Source organism: Phytobacter diazotrophicus, from assembly GCF_052061655.1.
GTDB classification, from domain to species: Bacteria; Pseudomonadota; Gammaproteobacteria; order Enterobacterales; family Enterobacteriaceae; genus Phytobacter; species Phytobacter diazotrophicus.
The window spans coordinates 551330-570254 of sequence record NZ_CM125428.1; the positions used below are offsets into that span (position 1 = coordinate 551330).

16 protein-coding genes are annotated in these 18925 nt (G+C 52.9%); 9 read left to right on the forward strand and 7 right to left on the reverse strand.

The window, feature by feature from the left end:
* The first annotated feature begins 41 nt into the window (after positions 1–41).
* Both yhdP and tldD read left to right on the forward strand, forming a co-directional pair.
* Positions 42–3851 carry an AsmA2 domain-containing protein YhdP gene (yhdP, locus tag ACS0RQ_RS02700; RefSeq protein ID WP_271849886.1) on the forward strand — a complete coding sequence of 1270 codons (3810 nt, stop codon included), beginning with the start codon at positions 42–44 and terminating at the stop codon, positions 3849–3851.
* Between the two features lie 85 nt (positions 3852–3936).
* Positions 3937–5382, forward strand: coding sequence for a metalloprotease TldD (gene tldD, locus ACS0RQ_RS02705; RefSeq protein WP_039077413.1), 1446 nt, complete (start codon positions 3937–3939; stop codon positions 5380–5382).
* A gap of 48 nt (positions 5383–5430) precedes the next feature.
* On the opposite strand, the gene aaeR is transcribed toward tldD, so the two are convergent.
* The gene (aaeR, locus tag ACS0RQ_RS02710) at positions 5431–6354 is read right to left on the reverse strand and encodes an HTH-type transcriptional activator AaeR (protein WP_071194419.1); all 924 of its coding nucleotides are present in this window, start codon (positions 6352–6354) and stop codon (positions 5431–5433) included.
* 173 nt (positions 6355–6527) lie between these two features.
* Here aaeR and aaeX point away from each other — a divergent pair, with 173 nt between their 5' ends.
* From aaeX to ACS0RQ_RS02735, 5 genes are all read left to right on the forward strand, one after another.
* Positions 6528–6731 carry a p-hydroxybenzoic acid efflux pump operon protein AaeX gene (aaeX, locus tag ACS0RQ_RS02715; protein WP_039077415.1) on the forward strand — a complete coding sequence of 68 codons (204 nt, stop codon included), beginning with the start codon at positions 6528–6530 and terminating at the stop codon, positions 6729–6731.
* Positions 6732–6738: 7 nt separating this feature from the next.
* Positions 6739–7671 (forward strand): p-hydroxybenzoic acid efflux pump subunit AaeA, encoded by a 933-nt coding sequence (aaeA, locus tag ACS0RQ_RS02720; protein ID WP_271849887.1) that lies wholly within the window; start codon positions 6739–6741, stop codon positions 7669–7671.
* A gap of 5 nt (positions 7672–7676) precedes the next feature.
* Entirely contained in the window at positions 7677–9644 is a 1968-nt protein-coding gene (gene aaeB, locus ACS0RQ_RS02725) for a p-hydroxybenzoic acid efflux pump subunit AaeB (protein ID WP_271849888.1), read from the forward strand.
* A gap of 83 nt (positions 9645–9727) precedes the next feature.
* Positions 9728–11182: an NAD-dependent succinate-semialdehyde dehydrogenase gene (locus tag ACS0RQ_RS02730; RefSeq protein WP_271849889.1), complete on the forward strand. Its 1455-nt coding sequence runs from the start codon at positions 9728–9730 to the stop codon at positions 11180–11182.
* 45 nt (positions 11183–11227) lie between these two features.
* Complete coding sequence (locus ACS0RQ_RS02735; RefSeq protein WP_271849890.1) at positions 11228–11494, forward strand: barstar family protein; 267 nt, start codon at positions 11228–11230, stop codon at positions 11492–11494.
* A gap of 61 nt (positions 11495–11555) precedes the next feature.
* Here the strand turns inward: ACS0RQ_RS02735 and yhcN (ACS0RQ_RS02740) are convergent, their stop codons facing one another.
* The 3 genes from yhcN (ACS0RQ_RS02740) to argR form a co-directional block, all read right to left on the reverse strand.
* Complete coding sequence (gene yhcN / locus ACS0RQ_RS02740; RefSeq protein ID WP_039077420.1) at positions 11556–11819, reverse strand: peroxide/acid stress response protein YhcN; 264 nt, start codon at positions 11817–11819, stop codon at positions 11556–11558.
* 95 nt (positions 11820–11914) lie between these two features.
* The gene (gene yhcN / locus ACS0RQ_RS02745; protein WP_271849891.1) at positions 11915–12178 is read right to left on the reverse strand and encodes a peroxide/acid stress response protein YhcN; all 264 of its coding nucleotides are present in this window, start codon (positions 12176–12178) and stop codon (positions 11915–11917) included.
* A gap of 361 nt (positions 12179–12539) precedes the next feature.
* Positions 12540–13010: a transcriptional regulator ArgR gene (argR, locus tag ACS0RQ_RS02750; protein WP_039077422.1), complete on the reverse strand. Its 471-nt coding sequence runs from the start codon at positions 13008–13010 to the stop codon at positions 12540–12542.
* Between the two features lie 404 nt (positions 13011–13414).
* Here argR and mdh point away from each other — a divergent pair, with 404 nt between their 5' ends.
* Positions 13415–14353, forward strand: a complete 939-nt coding sequence (mdh, locus tag ACS0RQ_RS02755) for a malate dehydrogenase (protein ID WP_039077423.1) — start codon at positions 13415–13417, stop codon at positions 14351–14353.
* An 87-nt stretch (positions 14354–14440) separates the two neighbouring features.
* Here mdh and degS read toward each other — a convergent pair whose 3' ends face one another.
* From degS to zapG, 3 genes are all read right to left on the reverse strand, one after another.
* Positions 14441–15508, reverse strand: coding sequence for an outer membrane-stress sensor serine endopeptidase DegS (gene degS / locus ACS0RQ_RS02760; protein WP_039077545.1), 1068 nt, complete (start codon positions 15506–15508; stop codon positions 14441–14443).
* A 90-nt stretch (positions 15509–15598) separates the two neighbouring features.
* Positions 15599–16969 carry a serine endoprotease DegQ gene (gene degQ / locus ACS0RQ_RS02765; RefSeq protein ID WP_039077424.1) on the reverse strand — a complete coding sequence of 457 codons (1371 nt, stop codon included), beginning with the start codon at positions 16967–16969 and terminating at the stop codon, positions 15599–15601.
* 170 nt (positions 16970–17139) lie between these two features.
* A complete protein-coding gene (gene zapG, locus ACS0RQ_RS02770; protein ID WP_039077425.1) occupies positions 17140–17538 on the reverse strand; it encodes a Z-ring associated protein ZapG in 399 nt (132 codons plus the stop codon).
* Between the two features lie 189 nt (positions 17539–17727).
* Here zapG and zapE point away from each other — a divergent pair, with 189 nt between their 5' ends.
* Entirely contained in the window at positions 17728–18852 is a 1125-nt protein-coding gene (zapE, locus tag ACS0RQ_RS02775; RefSeq protein ID WP_271849892.1) for a cell division protein ZapE, read from the forward strand.
* Positions 18853–18925: the final 73 nt, after the last annotated feature.

Here is an 18925-nt window from a genome sequence, read left to right on the forward strand (position 1 = left end):
AAGACGATTACGTCCAGACGTTTGTTGACAAGGAGAGGTGCGTGAGGCGATTGCCGGGGATATTGCTGCTTACGGGTGCGACGCTGGTGGTGATAGTGGCGCTGCTGGTAAGTGGCCTGCGCCTTATCCTGCCCCATCTGGATAACTGGCGCCCTGAAATCCTGGCGAAAATTCAGGCAAACACCGGTATTGTAGTCGATGCCAGTCAGTTGAACGCCAGTTGGGAAAATTTCGGCCCCATCCTCGACGTTCGTGACGTTAAAGCTACCCTCAATGACGGCGGCGATCTGTCCGTTAAACGCGTCACCCTGGCGCTGGACGTCTGGCAAAGCCTGCTACAAATGCGCTGGCAGTTCCGCGATCTCACGTTTTATCAGTTGGCTGTGCGCACGAATACCCCGTTACAGCGCAATGATGATGGTAAAGCGATAGAAACTGACCGTATCCGCGATCTTTTCCTTCGCCAGTTCGATCACTTCGTTCTGCGCGACAGTCGCCTCAGCTTTTTGACCCTCTCCGGCCAGCGTGCCGAACTCGCGATCCCTCAATTGACCTGGCTTAATAGCGATGACCGACACCGTGCAGAAGGCCAGGTGAGCCTGTCCAGCCTGACCGGACAGCATGGCATTATGCAAGTGAGGATGGATCTTCGCGATGACCGGGGCATCCTCAATAACGGTCGGCTGTGGCTACAGGCGGACGACATCGATGTTAAGCCCTGGCTTAATAAATGGATGCAGGACAACATTGCCCTGGAGAGCGCCCAATTTAGTCTCGAAGGCTGGATGACTTTCAATAAAGGTGTGGTGGAAAGTGGTGATGTCTGGCTTAAAAAAGGCGGCGCTAGCTGGCCTGGGGACAAAGATAATCACCAACTGTTGGTTGATAACCTGACGGCACACGTCTCGCGTCAGCAGCAGGGCTGGCAGTTTGATATTCCCACTACGCGCATAACTATGGATGGACACCCGTGGCCGCAAGGCTCGCTGGCCTTTGCGTGGGTGCCGGCCCAGGAAGCGGGGGGGGAAAAAGGTCAGCGTAGCGATGAATTACGCGTCCGTGCCAGTCGCCTCGATCTGGATGCGCTTGACGGTATGCTGCCGATTGCCGAAAAAATTTCACCACAGCTGGGAAAAGTCTGGCGAACAATGGCCCCGGAAGGGCTGCTGGAAAATCTGGCGCTGGATATTCCGCTACAGGCGACGGAAAAAACACGCTTCCAGGCAAACTGGAAAGACATCTCCTGGAAGCAGTGGGAACTGCTGCCCGGCGTCGAGAACCTTTCCGGTACGTTGTCCGGTAGCGTTGAAAATGGGCGCGTGACTGTCGACATGGCAAAGGCAAAAATGCCTTATGCCACGGTTTTCCGTGCGCCGCTGGAGATTGAAAAAGGGGTAGCGACCCTCGCCTGGCAAAACGATGAGCGTGGTCTGCAGATCGATGGACATGATATCGACGTGCAGGCGAATGCGATTCACGCCAGGGGCGATTTCCGCTACTTGCAGCCTAAAGACGACGAGCCGTGGCTGGGTATTCTGGCAGGCATTAATGTTACCGATGGCGGCCAGGCATGGCGCTACTTCCCGGAAAACCTGATGGGCAAAGCGCTGGTGGATTATCTGAGCGCGGCGATTCAGGGCGGGCAGGCTGATAACGCGACGCTGGTCTACGGTGGCAACCCACGGCTCTTTCCTTATAAGCATAATGAAGGGCAGTTTGAGGTGCTGGTGCCGTTACGTAACGCCACCTTTGCCTTCCAGCCAGACTGGCCAGCGCTGAAAAATTTCGATATTCAACTCGATTTCATCAATGACGGCCTGTGGATGAAGACGGATGAAGTGGCATTGGGCGGTGTTAAAGCCACAAACCTGACGGCTGTCATTCCGGATTACATTAAAGAGAAACTGCTCATTGATGCCGATATCAACGGGCCAGGGAAAGCGGTTGGGCCCTATTTTAAAGATACGCCGCTAAAAGATACGCTTTCTACAGCCCTCGATGAGCTCCAGTTGGATGGTGATGTGAGTGCTCGCTTACATCTTGATATTCCGCTGGACGGCGAGATAACGACCGCGAAAGGCGATGTCGTCCTCAACCACAATAATCTGTTCATCAAACCGCTTAACAGCACGGTGAAAGATTTGCGGGGCTCGTTCAGCTTTGTTAACGGTAATCTGAAAAGCGAGCCACTGCAGGCGATGTGGTTTAACCAGCCTGTGAATATTGATTTCACTACCACCGAAGGGGCGAAAGCCTATCAGGTGGCGGTCAATCTGAATGGCAACTGGCAACCGGCGAAAACAGGCATCATGCCGCAGCAGCTCAGTGATGCGGTGAGCGGCAGTGTGGGCTGGAAAGGCAAAGTGGACATCGAACTGCCGCACAGCGCCGGGGCGAAATATAACGTCAGTATCGACGGTGATTTGACGGATATCGCCAGTCGCCTGCCGCCGCCGCTTGATAAGCCTGCGGGCAAAGCCTTGCCGGTGAAGGTGAATGTTGAAGGCAATCTTCGCAGTTTCGATCTGACCGGCAGTGCAGGCAATAGCAACCATTTTAACAGTAGCTGGTTGCTCAACCAGAAACTCACCCTCGACAGGGCAATCTGGACATCTGATAGCCGCACGCTGCCGCCACTGCCTGAGCAGGCCGGTCTTGAACTGAATCTGCCGCCAATGAACGGCGCGCAGTGGCTGGGTCTGTTGCGTCAGGGCGTTGCCAGTAACGTCAGCAACGCAACGTCGTTCCCGGCCAGTGTCACGCTGCGTACTCCGGCGCTCACCCTGGCAGGTCAGCAGTGGAACAACCTGAGTATTGTCTCGCAGCCGCAGGCGTCAGGGTCGGTTGTCGAAGCACAAGGGCGTGAAATCAACGGGACGTTTACCCTGCGCGATAACGCACCGTGGCAGGCGGCGATTCGCTACCTTTACTACAACCCGTCTGCGACGGCGTCGGATGACAACGATATCTCTTCGCCGTCGACATTGCTGCGTGGCAAGACGCAGGTGGATTTCACCGGCTGGCCGGATCTGCAACTGCGTTGTGCTGAGTGCTGGCTGTGGGGACAAAAATATGGCCGTATTGAGGGCGATTTCGCGATCAACGGAGATACCCTGTCGCTGGCAAATGGTCTCATCGACAGCGGCTTTGCCCGTCTCACTGCCGATGGCGAGTGGGTCAACAAAATCGGCGGAGAACGTACCTCACTGAAAGGCACATTGCACGGTGACAAAATCGATTCGGCGATGAATTTCTTCGGGATTTCAACGCCTGTGCGCAATGCGCCGTTTGATGTGAACTATGATTTACACTGGCGTAGCGCGCCATGGCAGCCGCAGGAAGAGTCGCTTAGCGGTATTCTGCGCACCCGCCTCGGCAAAGGGGATATTACCGATATCAGTACCGGACACGCCGGGCAACTGTTGCGTCTGTTTAGCGTCGATGCGTTGCTGCGCAAGCTTCGTTTCGATTTCAGCGACACGTTCAGCAGTGAAGGGTTCTATTTTGACTCTATCCGCAGCGCCGCCTGGATTAAAGATGGTGTTCTGCATACTGACGATACGCTGGTCGACGGCCTGGAAGCTGATATTGCGATGAAAGGATCGGTGGATCTGGTACAGCGCCGGTTAGATGTCGAGGCAGTTGTCGCACCGGAAATCTCAGCAACGGTAGGCGTTGCGGCTGCCTTTGCCGTTAACCCGATTATTGGTGCTGCGGTGTTCGCCGCCAGTAAAGTTTTGGGGCCGCTGTGGAATAAAGTCTCCATTTTGCGTTATCGCATCACCGGTCCGGTAGACAAACCACAAATCAATGAAGTCTTACGCCAGCCGCGTACAGATAAAAAGCAATGATTTGACGGCGTCGGCGAATTGCCTCAAGCTCCTTATATCACACTTTTTTATTGCCCGATGTGGCGGCAACGACGAGTAGCAAACGATGAGTCTGAACCTGGTAAGTGAACAATTGCTCGCAGCGAATGGCCTGAATCATCAGGATCTGTTTTCCATCCTTGGTCAATTGACCGAGCGCCGACTCGACTACGGTGATCTCTATTTTCAGTCGAGCTATCACGAATCCTGGGTGCTGGAAGACAGTATCATCAAAGACGGGTCATACAACATCGACCAGGGCGTTGGTGTGCGTGCGGTAAGCGGCGAGAAAACCGGTTTTGCCTACGCTGACCAAATTAGTCTACTGGCGCTGGAGCAGAGCGCGCAGGCGGCACGTACCATCGTGCGTGAGTCAGGTGATGGGCGCGTGCAAACGCTCGGCGCCGTTGAGCATCAGGGACTCTATGCCAGCATTGACCCGCTGCAAAGCATGAGCCGGGAAGAGAAGCTCGATATTCTGCGCCGCGTCGACAAAGTGGCCCGTGCAGCGGATAAGCGTGTACAGGAAGTGTCCGCCAGCCTGACCGGCGTGTATGAATTAATTCTGGTTGCCGCGACGGACGGTACGCTGGCGGCGGATGTTCGCCCGCTGGTACGCCTCTCCGTGAGTGTGCAGGTGGAAGATGACGGCAAACGCGAACGCGGCTCCAGCGGTGGCGGCGGTCGTTTTGGCTATGACTGGTTCCTGAAAGATGTCGATGGCGACGTCCGTGCCGATGCCTGGGCAAAAGAAGCGGTGCGCATGGCACTGGTGAATCTCTCTGCTGTAGCGGCGCCTGCCGGAACACTGCCTGTGGTGCTGGGTGCTGGCTGGCCGGGCGTATTGCTGCACGAGGCGGTCGGGCACGGTCTGGAAGGCGACTTTAACCGCCGTGGCACGTCAGTATTCAGTGGTCACATGGGCGAGCTGGTAGCCTCTGAGCTTTGTACTGTCGTTGATGATGGCACCATTGCCGATCGCCGTGGTTCCGTCTCTATCGACGACGAAGGTACGCCGGGTCAGTACAATGTGCTGATTGAAAACGGTGTGTTGAAAGGCTACATGCAGGATAAGTTGAATGCCCGTCTGATGGGCGTTGCGCCAACCGGTAACGGTCGTCGCGAATCCTATGCGCATCTGCCAATGCCGCGTATGACCAACACCTACATGCTGGCAGGGAAATCGACGCCGCAGGAGATTATCGAGTCGGTCGAGTTTGGTATTTATGCGCCGAACTTTGGCGGTGGCCAGGTGGATATCACTTCCGGTAAGTTCGTGTTCTCTACCTCAGAGGCCTACCTGATTGAAAAAGGCAAGGTGACTAAGCCGGTGAAAGGGGCAACCCTGATTGGCTCGGGCATTGAAGCTATGCAGCAGATCTCCATGGTGGGTAATGACCTGAAACTGGATAACGGCGTCGGTGTCTGCGGCAAAGAAGGCCAGAGTCTGCCGGTGGGTGTCGGTCAGCCGACGCTGAAAGTGGACAACCTGACCGTCGGCGGGACGGCATAAGTTCGGTTTATTCCCGGATGGCGAAGCGCCGTCATCCGGGAGCGCATCCTACAATCTCCGCCCCTGCACGCCCTGATACAGCTTGGCGACCTCGTTAAAATAATCCGTCAAATAGTTAATACACACCTGCACCTTTAGCGGCAGTTTGTCTTTTTCCGTATACAGAGCCCAGACCGGACGCGGATCGGACTGATAGCGGCTGAACAAGATCTCCAGCGTCCCGTTATTGATCTCGTTGATCGCCCACATCAACGGTACATAGGCGATCCCGGCCCCGGCGGTAAGCCAGCGTGTCATGGTCATCGGATCGTTGGTGACAAAGCGGCCCTGAGGGATCAGGCGAGTGGAAATGCCCTCTGGTGCGATCAGCTCAAATTCATTATCTGGTCTGACGCTGTATTCCAGCCATGAATGATTAACAAGATCAGTGGGTTTTTCCGGAATACCGTACTGGGCCAGATAACTTTTAGCCGCACAGACGACCATCGGCATCGCGCCCAGACGACGAGAAAACAGGCTGGAATCCTGCAACGCGCCCACCCGGATGACCACATCCAGCCCGTCGGCAATCAGATCCGGTGCGGGAATGCCCGTTACCAGATTCACCGATAAACCGGGGTACTCTTTCAGCATCGCGGCGGTCATCTGCGCCAGAACATTGTGCGCCATGGTTGAAGAACAACCAATGCGCAGCGTACCGATGGGCGTGTTATTGAAGGCGTAAAGCTGTTCATGGACATCCTGCACTTCATGCAGCATGCGTCGGCAACCCTGATAATAAATTTTCCCGGCTTCGGTGAGCCCAAGGCTGCGTGTACTGCGGTTTAACAGCTTAACCTGTAGCTCATCTTCCAGCTTCGCCACCGTTTGACTGATGGAAGATACGCTCATTTGCAACTGCCGGGCCGCGGCAGTAAACGAGCCTTGTTCCACCACTTTGGCGAATACCGACATGCGTTTAAGTCGTTCCATTATTCACTCTGGCTTAAAAGTGATTTAGATCACATAATATAGATAACAGCATAACAGTTACGTTAATATACTATTCGCTGAATAATTAACGTGCCGATCTCGCCTTGCTTCCTGCTCCGCTGCGGTGCGTATAAGAAATATTGTCGCCTGCATTCTCTCTAATCAAGGTCAACATGAGTCTGTTTCCCGTTATCGTGGTGTTCGGTCTGTCGTTCCCACCGATTTTTTTTGAATTGCTTTTGTCACTGGCGATCTTCTGGCTGGTGCGCCGCATGCTGATCCCGACCGGGATCTATGATTTTGTCTGGCATCCGGCGTTGTTCAATACTGCGCTTTACTGCTGCTTGTTTTACCTGCTGTCGCGTCTGTTTGTTTGAGGTAGAAGTGAAAACACTAACAAGAAATTTCTTTCGTACCGCCATCACCCTGGTGCTGGTTATCCTCGCTTTCATCGCTATTTTCCGCGCATGGGTGTACTACACAGAATCCCCCTGGACTCGCGATGCGCGCTTTAGCGCCGACGTGGTCGCTATCGCGCCTGACGTCGCCGGATTAATCACCGACGTCAGCGTTCACGATAACCAACTGGTTAAAAAAGACCAGGTGCTGTTTACCATCGATCAGCCGCGTTATCAGAAAGCGCTGGAAGAGGCTGAAGCGGATGTCGCTTACTACCAGGCGCTGGAAAGTGAAAAGCGCCGTGAAGCAGGCCGCCGTAACCAGCTTGGCGTTCAGGCGATGTCCCGCGAAGAAATCGATCAGGCTAACAACGTCCTGCAGACAGTATTACATCAACTGGCGAAAGCGCAGGCTACACGTGACCTGGCAAAACTGGATCTGGAACGCACGGTGATTCGCGCACCGGCAGACGGATGGGTTACCAACCTCAATGTCTACGCCGGGGAGTTTATTACCCGTGGTTCAACGGCCGTCGCGCTGGTCAAACAGAACTCCTTCTATGTTCAGGCTTATATGGAAGAGACCAAACTGGAGGGCGTTCATCCTGGCTTCCGGGCCGAAATCACCCCGCTGGGCAGTAACCGGGTTCTGAAAGGCACGGTAGAGAGCGTGGCAGCCGGGGTGACGAATGCCAGCAGCAGCAATGACAGCAAAGGGATGGCGACCATTGATTCGAATCTTGAGTGGGTACGTCTGGCGCAACGCGTGCCGGTACGTATTCGCCTGGATGAGCAGCAGGGGAATCTCTGGCCAGCAGGCACGACGGCTACGGTTGTGGTAACGGGGCAAACCGATCGCGATGAGAGCCACGACTCATTTTTCCGCAAACTGGCTCATCGCCTGCGTGAATTTGGTTAATCCCTATGGCTATGTTTTCCATCGCCAGCTACCACGTTCGCTTCGCCCTCAAACTCGCATGCGCTATCGTACTGGCGCTATTTGTCGGTTTTCATTTCCAACTGGAAACACCCCGCTGGGCAGTATTGACGGCGGCGATTGTGGCGGCAGGTCCGGCTTTTGCTGCCGGGGGGGAACCCTGGTCGGGCGCGATTCGTTATCGCGGTATGCTGCGTATTGTCGGTACTTTTATTGGCTCTATCGCCGGTCTGACCATCATCATCGCCATGATCCGTGCTCCATTCCTGATGCTGACGGTTTGCTGTATCTGGGCGGGGTTTTGTACCTGGGTTTCTTCGCTCGTCCGTGTGGAGAACTCTTACGCCTGGGGACTGGCAGGCTATACGGCGCTGATTATTGTTGTGACAATCCAGAGCGAACCGCTGCTGGCCCCTCAGTTTGCCGTTGAGCGTTGCAGTGAAATCGTTATCGGTATTGTCTGCGCCATTGCGGCAGATTTGCTGTTTTCTCCCCGTTCGATTAAACGCGAGATTGACCGCGAGCTGGACAGTCTGCTGGTGGCCCAATACCAGCTAATGCAGTTGTGCATTAAACATGGCGACCCAGAAGACGTGGATAAAGCCTGGGGAGCACTGGTGCGGCGCACAACTGCCCTGGAAGGGATGCGCAGCAACCTGAAAATTGAGTCCTCCCGCTGGGGGCGCGCCAACCGCCGACTGACAGCGATCAATACGTTGTCGCTTACGCTGATTACCCAGGCCTGTGAAACGTATCTGATCCAAAATACGCGACCCGAATTGATTACCGACACGTTCCGTGAACTGTTCGATGAGCCCGTAGAAACCGTTCAGGACGTGCATAGACAAATGAAGCGGATGCGCCGGGTGATTGCCTGGACCGGTGAACGTGAAACACCAGTCACCATCTATAGCTGGGTAGGGGCGGCCACGCGGTATTTGCTGCTTAAACGTGGGGTGGTGAGCAACACCAAAATCAGTGCGACGGAAGAAGAAGTCCTGCGCGGCGAAGTGGTTATCAAACCGGCATCAGCGGAACGCCATCATGCGATGGTCAACTTCTGGCGTACCACTCTATCCTGCGGGTTAGGGACCTTATTCTGGTTGTGGAGCGGCTGGACTTCCGGTAGTGGAACCATGGTGATGATCGCGGTGGTGACGTCGCTGGCAATGCGTCTGCCAAATCCGAAAATGGTGGCTATTGATTTTCTGATAGGGACGTTGGTCGCCCTGCCGGTCGGTGCGCTCTATTTTCTGTTTATCATCCCTTCGACGCAGCAGAGCATGCTGTTGCTCTGCATCAGCCTGGCTGTACTGGCTTTTTTTGCCGGTGTCGAGGTGCAGAAACGGCGGCTGGGTTCGCTGGGGGCGCTGGCAAGTACCATCAACATTATCGTGCTTGATAACCCGATGACGTTTAAGTTCAGCCAATTTCTTGATAGCGCGCTCGGGCAAATTATCGGCTGCGGGCTGGCGCTGATCGTCATTTTGCTGGTGCGGGACAATTCGCAGGCACGTACCGGGCGGATGTTGCTCAATCAGTTTGTCTCGGCGGCCGTTTCGGCGATGACAACCAACAGCGCGCGACGTAAAGAGAACCATCTTCCTGCGCTCTATCAGCAGTTGTTTTTACTGTTGAATAAATTCCCTGGCGATGTGGCGAAATTCCGCCTGGCGCTGACATTGATCATCGCTCATCAGCGTTTACGTGATGCGCCTGTACCAGTGAATGAGGAGCTTTCGGCGTTCCATCGACAGCTTCGCCGTACGGCTGACAGCGTCATCTCCGCCCGATCTGACAGCAGACGACGGCACTATTTCTCGCAGTTGCTGGAGGAGCTGGAGGTCTATCAGGAGAAATTGCAGCACTGGGATGCGCCGCCGCAGGTGACCGAGCCGGTAAAACGACTTACCGGAATGTTACACAAATATCAGCATGCACTAACCAGCAGCTAGACCCAAAACCGACGCCAGAAGCGTCGGTTTTTTTATGGCTATACTTTACGGGAGCTTTTGTAAATCACAGATCAGGAGGACAAATGACAACGCAGGCATTGCAGGACAGCGAACTTTTCCAGACGGGCTATCTTGTCGATGGCGTCTGGAAATCGTTGGACACGACATTTGACGTACTGAACCCGGCGACCGGCGAGGTTGTCGCGAAGGTAGCAAAAGCCGGGAAAAAAGAGACGGAAGCCGCTATCGCCGCAGCCACCAGGGCTTTTCCCGCCTGGCGTGCGAAAACGGCAAAAGAGCGTTCCGCCATCCTTTATCGTTGGTACGAATTGATCATTGAAAACAAAAGCTGGCTGGGAAGGTTAATGACCACCGAACAGGGCAAGCCCTTAAAAGAAGCCGAAGGTGAGGTGGACTATGCTGCAAGCTTTATTCAATGGTTCGCCGAGCAAGCGAAGCGTGCTAATGGCGAAATTATCCCGCCGATAAAACCCGGATCGCGTATTTTTGCTACCCGCGAACCCATTGGCGTTGTGGCAGCGATAACCCCCTGGAATTTCCCGATGGCGATGCTGACCCGTAAGCTGGGACCCGCGTTAGCCGCAGGGTGTACGGGCGTGATTAAACCCGCCAATAACACGCCGCTCAGTGCCTTTGCGCTGCTGGCGCTGGCGAAAAAAGCGGGCGTGCCGGACGGTGTGCTAAATGCGGTTGCCGGGAATACATCGGAAATTAGCGATGCGATCATGGCGAGCCATGATGTACGCAAAATTTCCTTTACCGGATCTACCGCAGTCGGTAAAACATTGGTGCGTAACGCGGCTGAAACCATGAAGAAAGTCTCCATGGAGCTCGGGGGCAACGCGCCTTACATTGTCTTTGAAGACGCAGATATTGATGCGGCGGTAAAAGGGGCGATTGCCAATAAATTCCGTAATGCCGGGCAAGTTTGTGTGAGCGTAAACCGTTTCTATATTCATGAGTCGGTGTATGACACCTTCACGCAGAAACTGGCAGAGGCGGTCAATGCCCTTAAAGTCGGGAATGGTCTTGACGACGGTGTGGTGGTCGGCCCGCTTATTGAATCTTCGGCGGTGGGTAAAGTGCGTGAACACGTGGAAGACGCCGTCGCAAAAGGGGCGAAAGTTCTGGCTGGGGGTAAAGCGCACGCGTTGGGGGGAAATTTCTGGCAACCCACCGTCCTGGGGGATTGCAGCGATGGCATGAAGCTGGCGAACGAAGAGACGTTTGGCCCGGTCGCCGCCTGTTTTCGCTTTACGACTGAGGATGAAGTTATCCAGCGCGCTAACGCAACGCCGTTTGGTCTTGCAGCCTATTTCTACACTCAAAACTTATCCCGCGTGTTCCGCGTCTCCCAGGCGATTGAAAGTGGGATGATTGGTATCAATGAATGCGCGGTATCCACTGAGCTGGGCCCATTTGGCGGTGTAAAAGAGTCCGGCCTGGGACGGGAAGGCTCCGTTCTGGGGCTGGAAGAGTTTATGGAAGTCAAAACCCTGCATCTCGGGGGATTATAGTGAAACGGGTGGCGTAAGCCGCCCGACAGGGCTGGATGGCGGACAATGAATACCTATATCTTCGATTTTGCTGAGATCGACACGCAAAGTAAGTTCTATCACGAGTTTTCCCGCCGGTTTGCTCTCGATGGGGCAAGCATTACCGATCTGGATTCATTATGGATAGTAGTGACGGAAAAGTTGTCGTTGCCGGTTGAAATTGAGTTCATTCATCTTAGCGAAACACTGCGGCGGCGTTTCGGCGCGCTCATTCTGCTGTTTGATGAAGCGGAGGAAGAGCTGGAAGGGCAGTTGCGTTTTAACGTGCGCTAATGCAGCACAAAAAAAAGCCCCCGACAGGCGGGGGCAAGTCGTCGGAGTAGACGACGAGGGTTTATTTGTAGAGTTCCGCCGTTGCGTGCCAGGTATCACCTTCCTGGAGTTCGGTCACGTGGTAGGCTTTCGCGCCTGCCGCGTCCGCTTTGGCAGATAATTCGTCACGGATGCTCATTGGAGAACTTGCGGTCTGGGAAACAGAAATGGTCCCAATGGCCTGCATGTTTTGTGTTTGGTTATCGGACAGTTGAGTGGCTGCGCTGGCACCAAAAGAGATCAGTGAAGCTAAACCAAGGGCTGCGATGATTGCGTTACGTTTCATTGTCTTTCTCCTCAATACTCAACGGCGAGAAGGTTTATACTGCTATTTTTATGCCTGGTGCCGCTGAGTGATGATGACATAGGGTTGTCGGTTAATTATTTATACAGTTCAGCAGTGGCATGCCAGCTATCGCCGGTACGTGCTTCGATGATGCGATAAGAAGACGCACCCTGTTCTTCAGCTTTTTTGTTCAGTTCTGCACGCATATCCATCGGGGATGATGCAATGCCACCGACAGAGACGGTACCTAATGATTGGCGATTCTGCGCCTGGCCAGCATCGATAGAGCTTGCTGCAAATGCGCCAAAGGACAGAACAGAAAGGATGCTGAGTGTTGCTAGAGTTGATTTGATTTTCATAATGCTTACCTCGTCGAATCTTAATTCCTGAGGGCTTTGTTTCGTGACCCTCATCACAAAATCAAGTATACACTAATAACGTGTAAAATTAATACTGAGCTAATTATTGCTATTGTAAGTAAGTGGTAAAGAAACCTTTTTTTATAGTCAAAAAGGCATAAAAAACGGATGATTTTGAGCGGGGATTTATTTTTTAATAATTAAAATCAATGAGATGCGTTATTTTGATTTTTTGTGCGAAAACATTCATTGCGTGAATGAAATGCGACGGAAATTCGCACATTGTGTTAAAGGAAGGGGGGCCAGAAAGAGATGTGACTCTAAGAGAGGCACTTCCCCGGCACGAAACCGGGGGAAGGAATTAAAGCTCTTGTTCGAAGAGTACGAGGATGGCTTCGTAAAGTTCTTTGACCGTAAAGCCGCTTGCCGGGGTAGTGAAAATAGTATCGTCACCGGCAATAGTACCCAGAATACCTTCCGCTTTGCCCAGCGAGTCCAGTAAGCGCGCAATCAGTTGTGCAGCGCCTGGGCTGGTATGAATAACAACAACGGCGTCGTTGTAATCGATATCAAGCACCAGATTTTTGAGCGGGCTGGAGGTGGTTGGAACACCCATTTCGACAGGCAAACAGTACACCATCTCCATTTTGGCGTTGCGCGTACGCACCGCGCCGAATTTAGTCAACATGCGGGAGACTTTAGACTGATTGATATTGTCAAAGCCCTGTTCTTGTAACGCCAGAACAATCTCTCCCTGAGAACTAAATTTCTCTTCTTTAAGTAGCGCTTTAAACGCTTTAACTAATTCTTCTTGTTTTGCCGAGCTTCGCATAAGTCACCCGTATTAAGGCCGTGAAAACTACATTATTATGCACATGGATGAATTTTTATGCAAATAATCTACTGTGGAAATAACTCAAATTTTCTTATAGTTCACGTAAATTTTATCAAATTACGTTATGGAACCTACTGTGTCATGTGTCGCAAATTCAAGCAAAAGTAAAATAAATGTTACTGAAATGATATTGTTTAGATGGATATCAGCGCTATATTGTAAACTCTCAATCTTAGTTGCTTGGTTTGCCGGTCCGACGGTCGTGAAAGCCCATTATAATATTTTAAAAGCGTGCCATGCCGCAGAATTTTGGCTGGTTCGTTGCCATAATTATCAGGGTGAATTAAGGTCGCCGCAATGGAGTAACAAAATATTTAGCTAACCATAATAAGGAGTTTATGATGAAAGTTGCAGTCCTCGGCGCAGCTGGTGGCATCGGCCAGGCGTTAGCTCTACTACTTAAAACTCAACTGCCTTCAGGTTCAGAACTCTCGCTCTATGATATTGCTCCTGTAACCCCTGGGGTTGCTGTTGACCTCAGCCATATTCCTACCGCTGTGAAAATTAAAGGTTTTTCTGGAGAAGACGCAACGCCTGCTCTGCACGGTGCGGATGTGGTGCTGATTTCCGCGGGCGTCGCGCGTAAACCGGGTATGGATCGTTCCGATCTTTTTAATGTGAATGCCGGTATTGTGAAAAACCTGGTCGCGCAAATTGCCAAAACCTGCCCCAAAGCCTGTATTGGCGTGATCACTAACCCGGTTAACACTACGGTGGCGATTGCCGCAGAGGTGCTGAAAAAAGCTGGTGTGTATGACAAAAACAAACTGTTCGGCGTGACAACGCTGGATATCATTCGCTCCAATACCTTTGTGGCTGAGCTGAAAGGTAAGCAGCCGGGCGAGGTTGAAGTGCCAGTCGTGGGCGGACATTCAGGCGTCACCATTCTGCCGCTGCTGTCGCAAATTCCGGGTGTCAGCTTCTCTGAGCAGGAAATTGCCGATCTGACAAAACGTATTCAGAACGCGGGCACTGAGGTGGTCGAAGCAAAAGCGGGTGGCGGGTCTGCAACACTCTCTATGGGCCAGGCAGCCGCGCGCTTTGGCCTGTCGCTGGTGCGTGCGTTGCAAGGCGAAAAAGGCGTTGTCGAATGTGCCTATGTTGAAGGCGATGGCCAGTATGCCCGCTTCTTCTCTCAGCCGCTGCTGTTAGGTAAAAATGGTATTGAAGAACGCCAGTCGATTGGCAAATTAAGCGCCTTTGAACAGCAGGCGCTGGAAGGGATGCTGGAAACCCTGAAAAAAGATATTCAGCTCGGCGAAGATTTTGTTAACAAGTAAATAGCCGCCGCCATCTGGTACGCCGTTTGCCTCCAGAGACGCGCAAAAAAAACCGGAGTTCATTAGGCTCCGGTTTTTTTATCGCTTTTAGTTGGTCGCTGGATATTCCTGGATTGTGACCTGCAGTTTTAGTTTCTTGTCATCACGCATCACTTCAACCGGTATTTCTGACCCGGGACGAATTTCCGCGACCTGGTCCATGGTTTCCAGTGCCGAGACCGCGGGCTTACCATTTACGCTGACAATAACATCATTCACCTGAATGCCTGCCCGGGCTGCCGGACCATCTGGCGAGACTTCATTAACCACGATTCCCTGAATTTGATCGATACCGCCGTTCTGGGTATGCATGGGGGCGATTTCTCTTCCGCCGATACCGATATAGCCACGGATCACCCGACCATCGCGAATCAACTTATCCATGATTTTCGTCGCGAGCTGGAAGGGGATAGCGAAACCAATACCTTCCGGTGTCTCGCCATCGTTGCTCTTGTCGAAAGAGAGAGTATTGATACCCATTAACTCACCCAGCGAGTTCACCAGCGCGCCGCCGGAGTTGCCGTGGTTGATGGAGGCATCCGTTTGCAGGAAATTCTGGCGACCTGTTGGGTTCAGGCCAATACGCCCGGTGGCACTGATGATCCCCTGAGTAATGGTTTGCCCCAGGTTATAGGGGTTACCAATCGCCAATACCACATCACCAATGTGCGGTACACGACGCGGATTGATCGGAATCACCGGCAGGCCGCCAGTGGCGTTAATTTTCAGTACCGCCAGGTCGGTAAGGGAGTCCGACCCCACGAGAAGCGCCTCAAAAACGCGGCCATCCTGCAAGGCAACGATGATCTGGTCCGCATCGTTGATAACATGTTTATTCGTAACGATATAACCACGCTGATCCATAATTACACCGGAACCCAGGGTACGAATTTCCAGACGATTATGGGATGACGTATTCATACTACGGTTATAGACATAGACTACCGCGGGCGCGGCGCGGCGAACCGCCGGGTTGTAACTGGCGGGCGTTTCATCGGTACTGTCAAATTGCGTTGCGGTTAGCGGGTTATGCTGGCGTAGCGAAGGCAGGGCGGCGAGGATAATGCCACCAACCATTAAACCAATTGCAACCGAGCGTAAGAGCTTCAAAAACATGATGCAGGCGTCGTCATTAGGGAGTCGCAGCAGCATAGCACGAGTTTTCCGGACATCACATGCAGCGGTGATGTCCGGGATCGCATTTGCTTAACGTAGCAATAAATAGAGTGTTTCATTGCCGCGGATGATTTGCAGAGCAATTACCGATGGTTTGGTTTCAAGAACCTTACGCAGCTCGGCAATGGACTGCACCTGCGTACGGTTAATGCCAATAATGACATCGTCTTTATGCAGGCCTGCCTGAGCAGCCGCACTGCCTTTTTCGACGTTCTCAATATTGATACCTTTCGTACCGTCTTTGAGTTGACCATCACTCAACGAGGCGCCCTGCAGCGCCGGGGAGATCAGTTCAGCGCTGGCAGAAGACGAAGTGCTCTTATCCAGTGTGACTTCAATATCCTGCGGTTTGCCGTCACGCAGGATGCCTAACTTCACTTTTGCGCCCGGTTCCGTCGTTGCAATGCGTGAACGCAGTTCGGCAAAGCTGTTCAGCGGCTTGTCATTAAGGCTGACAATCACGTCGCCAGATTTAATGCCTGCTTTCGCTGAGCCGGAGTTCGGTAATACTTCGCTGACAAAGGCGCCACGCTGCACATTCAGGTTGAAGGCTTTGGCGATATCAGCACTCATCTCGGTCCCTTTAATACCCAGCAGGCCGCGTTTGATTTCGCCGAACTGAATCAACTGGCGAGACAGTGTCTGTGCCATATTACTCGGAATCGCAAAACCGATACCGACGCTGCCGCCGCTCGGCGCAAGGATTGCTGTGTTGATGCCAATAAGCTCACCGTTCAGGTTCAGCAATGCGCCGCCGGAGTTACCGCGGTTAATCGAGGCATCGGTCTGGATAAAGTTTTCCAGCCCTTCGAGATTAAGTCCGCTTCGGCCCAGAGCAGAAACAATCCCGGATGTCGCTGTTTGCCCCAGCCCGAACGGGTTCCCCACGGCAACGACAAAGTCACCCACTCTTAACTTATCGGAATCGGCGATCGCGATTTGCGTGAGGTTGCTGGGGTTTTGTAGCTGCAACAGCGCAATGTCGCTTTGATCGTCGCCGCCAATCAGTTTGGCCTCGAACTCGCGACCATCGTTGAGCTGGACATTGATTTTTTGCGCCTGGTTAATGACGTGGTTGTTCGTCAACACGTAACCTTTTGCTGCATCAATGATGACCCCGGAACCCAACCCTTCAAAAGGCTGAGCCTGCTGCTGTTCGGGCAACTCATCGCCAAAATATTTTTTCAGTTCATCAGGGACTTTCTGTCCTTGTACCGCCGTTCCTTCCACCTGCACGCTCACCACGGCAGGTAAAACTTTCTCCAGCACTGGCGCGAGGCTGGGAAGCGCTCCCTGGCCTGGAACCTGCGATGGCATCGCTGCCATAGTCTGGATGGGTGCCGAGAGAGATAACCCGACACTTAACGCTAACGCACTCAACAGCTGGGTTTGTTTCTTCATTGATGCTGGCTCTCGTAACCTGAAGTGAAAGGGAAAACGATGCAAAACAGTTTGATGTTATTGAAATTTCAATCGGATAACAATGAGGTTAATGACTAAATGATAGCTGTGATTATAAAGACAAGACGGGCGCAACCTGTGCGCCCGTTAAAAATGCGGTAATAAAGTGATTATTTGCGGTTTGCGTTGCCGCGCAGCAAGCCGGAGGCACCTTCGGAATAGTCACGAGGAATCTGTACCGGTGCCTGATCGTTGCCCGCTTCGGACTCCGCCAGACGGTTACGGAATGGGTTTTCCTCAGCAGACATTTCCGGCAGTAAGCTGCTGGAACTTTTTGCCATGTGCTGATAAAGCTGGCGGTAATCATGCGCCATATTGTCGAGGAGTTCTGCGCTGCGAGCGAAGTGATTGACCAGCTCTTCACGGTACTCTTCAAGTTCTGCTTTATTTTTTTCCAGCTCGTACTGCATTGCCTGTTGCTGGCGTAATTTCCGGTTTCCAAAACGCATGGCCACAGCACCAATGATGACGCCGACGACTAACCCAATTAGCGCGTATTCCCAGGTCATGTACTTCTCCCATTGTCTTATGGTTCCGTAGGGTAATAGCTGCAAGCTCCTTGCCTGCGCCTGATTATGCCACTATAACCGCTATTCGCGCAGAAGTGGAATCCCGACGCGGCATCGCGTAGGGTAGAACGACCTTTTTTTCGCCAACCCTGTGGGCAGGATCGATTTTCAAGGAATAACGATAACACCATGCAGAGCCTTACCCCGACATCGCGTTACCTCAATGCCCTCAACGAGGGTAGCCATCAGCCGGATGATGTGCAAAAAGAAGCTGTTAGCCGTCTTGATCTCATTTACCAGCAAATTGTGACCAAAGAACATTCCGCCCCGCAAAGCGGTGGCCTGATGGCGAAATTTGGCAAATTGTTAGGTAAGCGTGAGCCCACGACGCTTACCCCCGTACGCGGCCTTTATATGTGGGGGGGCGTTGGGCGCGGTAAAACCTGGTTAATGGACCTCTTTTTTCAAAGCCTGCCAGGGGAACGGAAACAGCGTCTGCATTTCCACCGTTTTATGCTGCGTGTGCATGAGGAATTAACGCAACTACAGGGGCATAGCGATCCGCTGGAGATTGTCGCCGACCATTTCAAAGCCGAAACCGATGTACTCTGTTTTGATGAGTTTTTCGTATCGGATATCACCGACGCCATGTTGCTCGGCGGGCTAATGAAGGCACTCTTCGCCAGAGGAATTACGCTGGTCGCCACTTCGAATATTCCGCCAGACGAACTTTATCGTAACGGGTTGCAACGGGCGCGTTTTTTACCGGCCATTGATGCCATCAAACAGTACTGCGATGTGATGAATGTCGATGCGGGTGTGGATTATCGTCTGCGTACATTGACCCAGGCCCACCTGTGGCTTTCGCCATTAAATGAACAGACGCAGCAGCAGATGGATAAACTCTGGCAAGCGCTGGCAGGGGCAAAACGGACTCATTCTCCAGTATTAGAGGTCAATCACCGTCCGCTGGCGACGCTGGGGGTGGAAAATCAGACGCTGGCGGTATCGTTCGCCACGCTGTGTGTGGATGCCCGCAGTCAGCACGACTATATTGCCCTCTCTCGTCTGTATCACACCGTCATGCTATTTGATGTCCCGGTCATGACACCATTAATGGAGAGTGAGGCGCGACGTTTTATCGCACTGGTGGATGAATTCTACGAACGGCATGTGAAGCTGGTGGTGAGCGCGGCTGTTCCGCTGTACGAGATTTATCAGGGCGAGCGACTGAAGTTCGAGTTCCAGCGCTGTCTGTCTCGTCTGCAGGAGATGCAGAGCGAGGAGTACCTCAAGCGGCAACATATGCCATAACTGCCCGGTTCTCTGTGGGCAAAGGGCTGGGGGTGAGGGCATCAGACCGTACAACCCCAACACCGAAAAACCC

Coding starts and splice junctions, on each gene's coding strand:
- tldD (WP_039077413.1), top strand. CDS start 3,937: ATGAGTCTGAACCTGGTAAGTGAACAATTGCTCGCAGCGAATGGCCTG.
- aaeR (WP_071194419.1), bottom strand. CDS start 6,354: ATGGAACGACTTAAACGCATGTCGGTATTCGCCAAAGTGGTGGAACAA.
- aaeX (WP_039077415.1), top strand. CDS start 6,528: ATGAGTCTGTTTCCCGTTATCGTGGTGTTCGGTCTGTCGTTCCCACCG.
- aaeB (WP_271849888.1), top strand. CDS start 7,677: ATGGCTATGTTTTCCATCGCCAGCTACCACGTTCGCTTCGCCCTCAAA.
- ACS0RQ_RS02730 (WP_271849889.1), top strand. CDS start 9,728: ATGACAACGCAGGCATTGCAGGACAGCGAACTTTTCCAGACGGGCTAT.
- ACS0RQ_RS02735 (WP_271849890.1), top strand. CDS start 11,228: ATGAATACCTATATCTTCGATTTTGCTGAGATCGACACGCAAAGTAAG.
- yhcN (WP_039077420.1), bottom strand. CDS start 11,819: ATGAAACGTAACGCAATCATCGCAGCCCTTGGTTTAGCTTCACTGATC.
- yhcN (WP_271849891.1), bottom strand. CDS start 12,178: ATGAAAATCAAATCAACTCTAGCAACACTCAGCATCCTTTCTGTTCTG.
- argR (WP_039077422.1), bottom strand. CDS start 13,010: ATGCGAAGCTCGGCAAAACAAGAAGAATTAGTTAAAGCGTTTAAAGCG.
- mdh (WP_039077423.1), top strand. CDS start 13,415: ATGAAAGTTGCAGTCCTCGGCGCAGCTGGTGGCATCGGCCAGGCGTTA.
- degS (WP_039077545.1), bottom strand. CDS start 15,508: ATGTTTTTGAAGCTCTTACGCTCGGTTGCAATTGGTTTAATGGTTGGT.
- degQ (WP_039077424.1), bottom strand. CDS start 16,969: ATGAAGAAACAAACCCAGCTGTTGAGTGCGTTAGCGTTAAGTGTCGGG.
- zapG (WP_039077425.1), bottom strand. CDS start 17,538: ATGACCTGGGAATACGCGCTAATTGGGTTAGTCGTCGGCGTCATCATT.
- zapE (WP_271849892.1), top strand. CDS start 17,728: ATGCAGAGCCTTACCCCGACATCGCGTTACCTCAATGCCCTCAACGAG.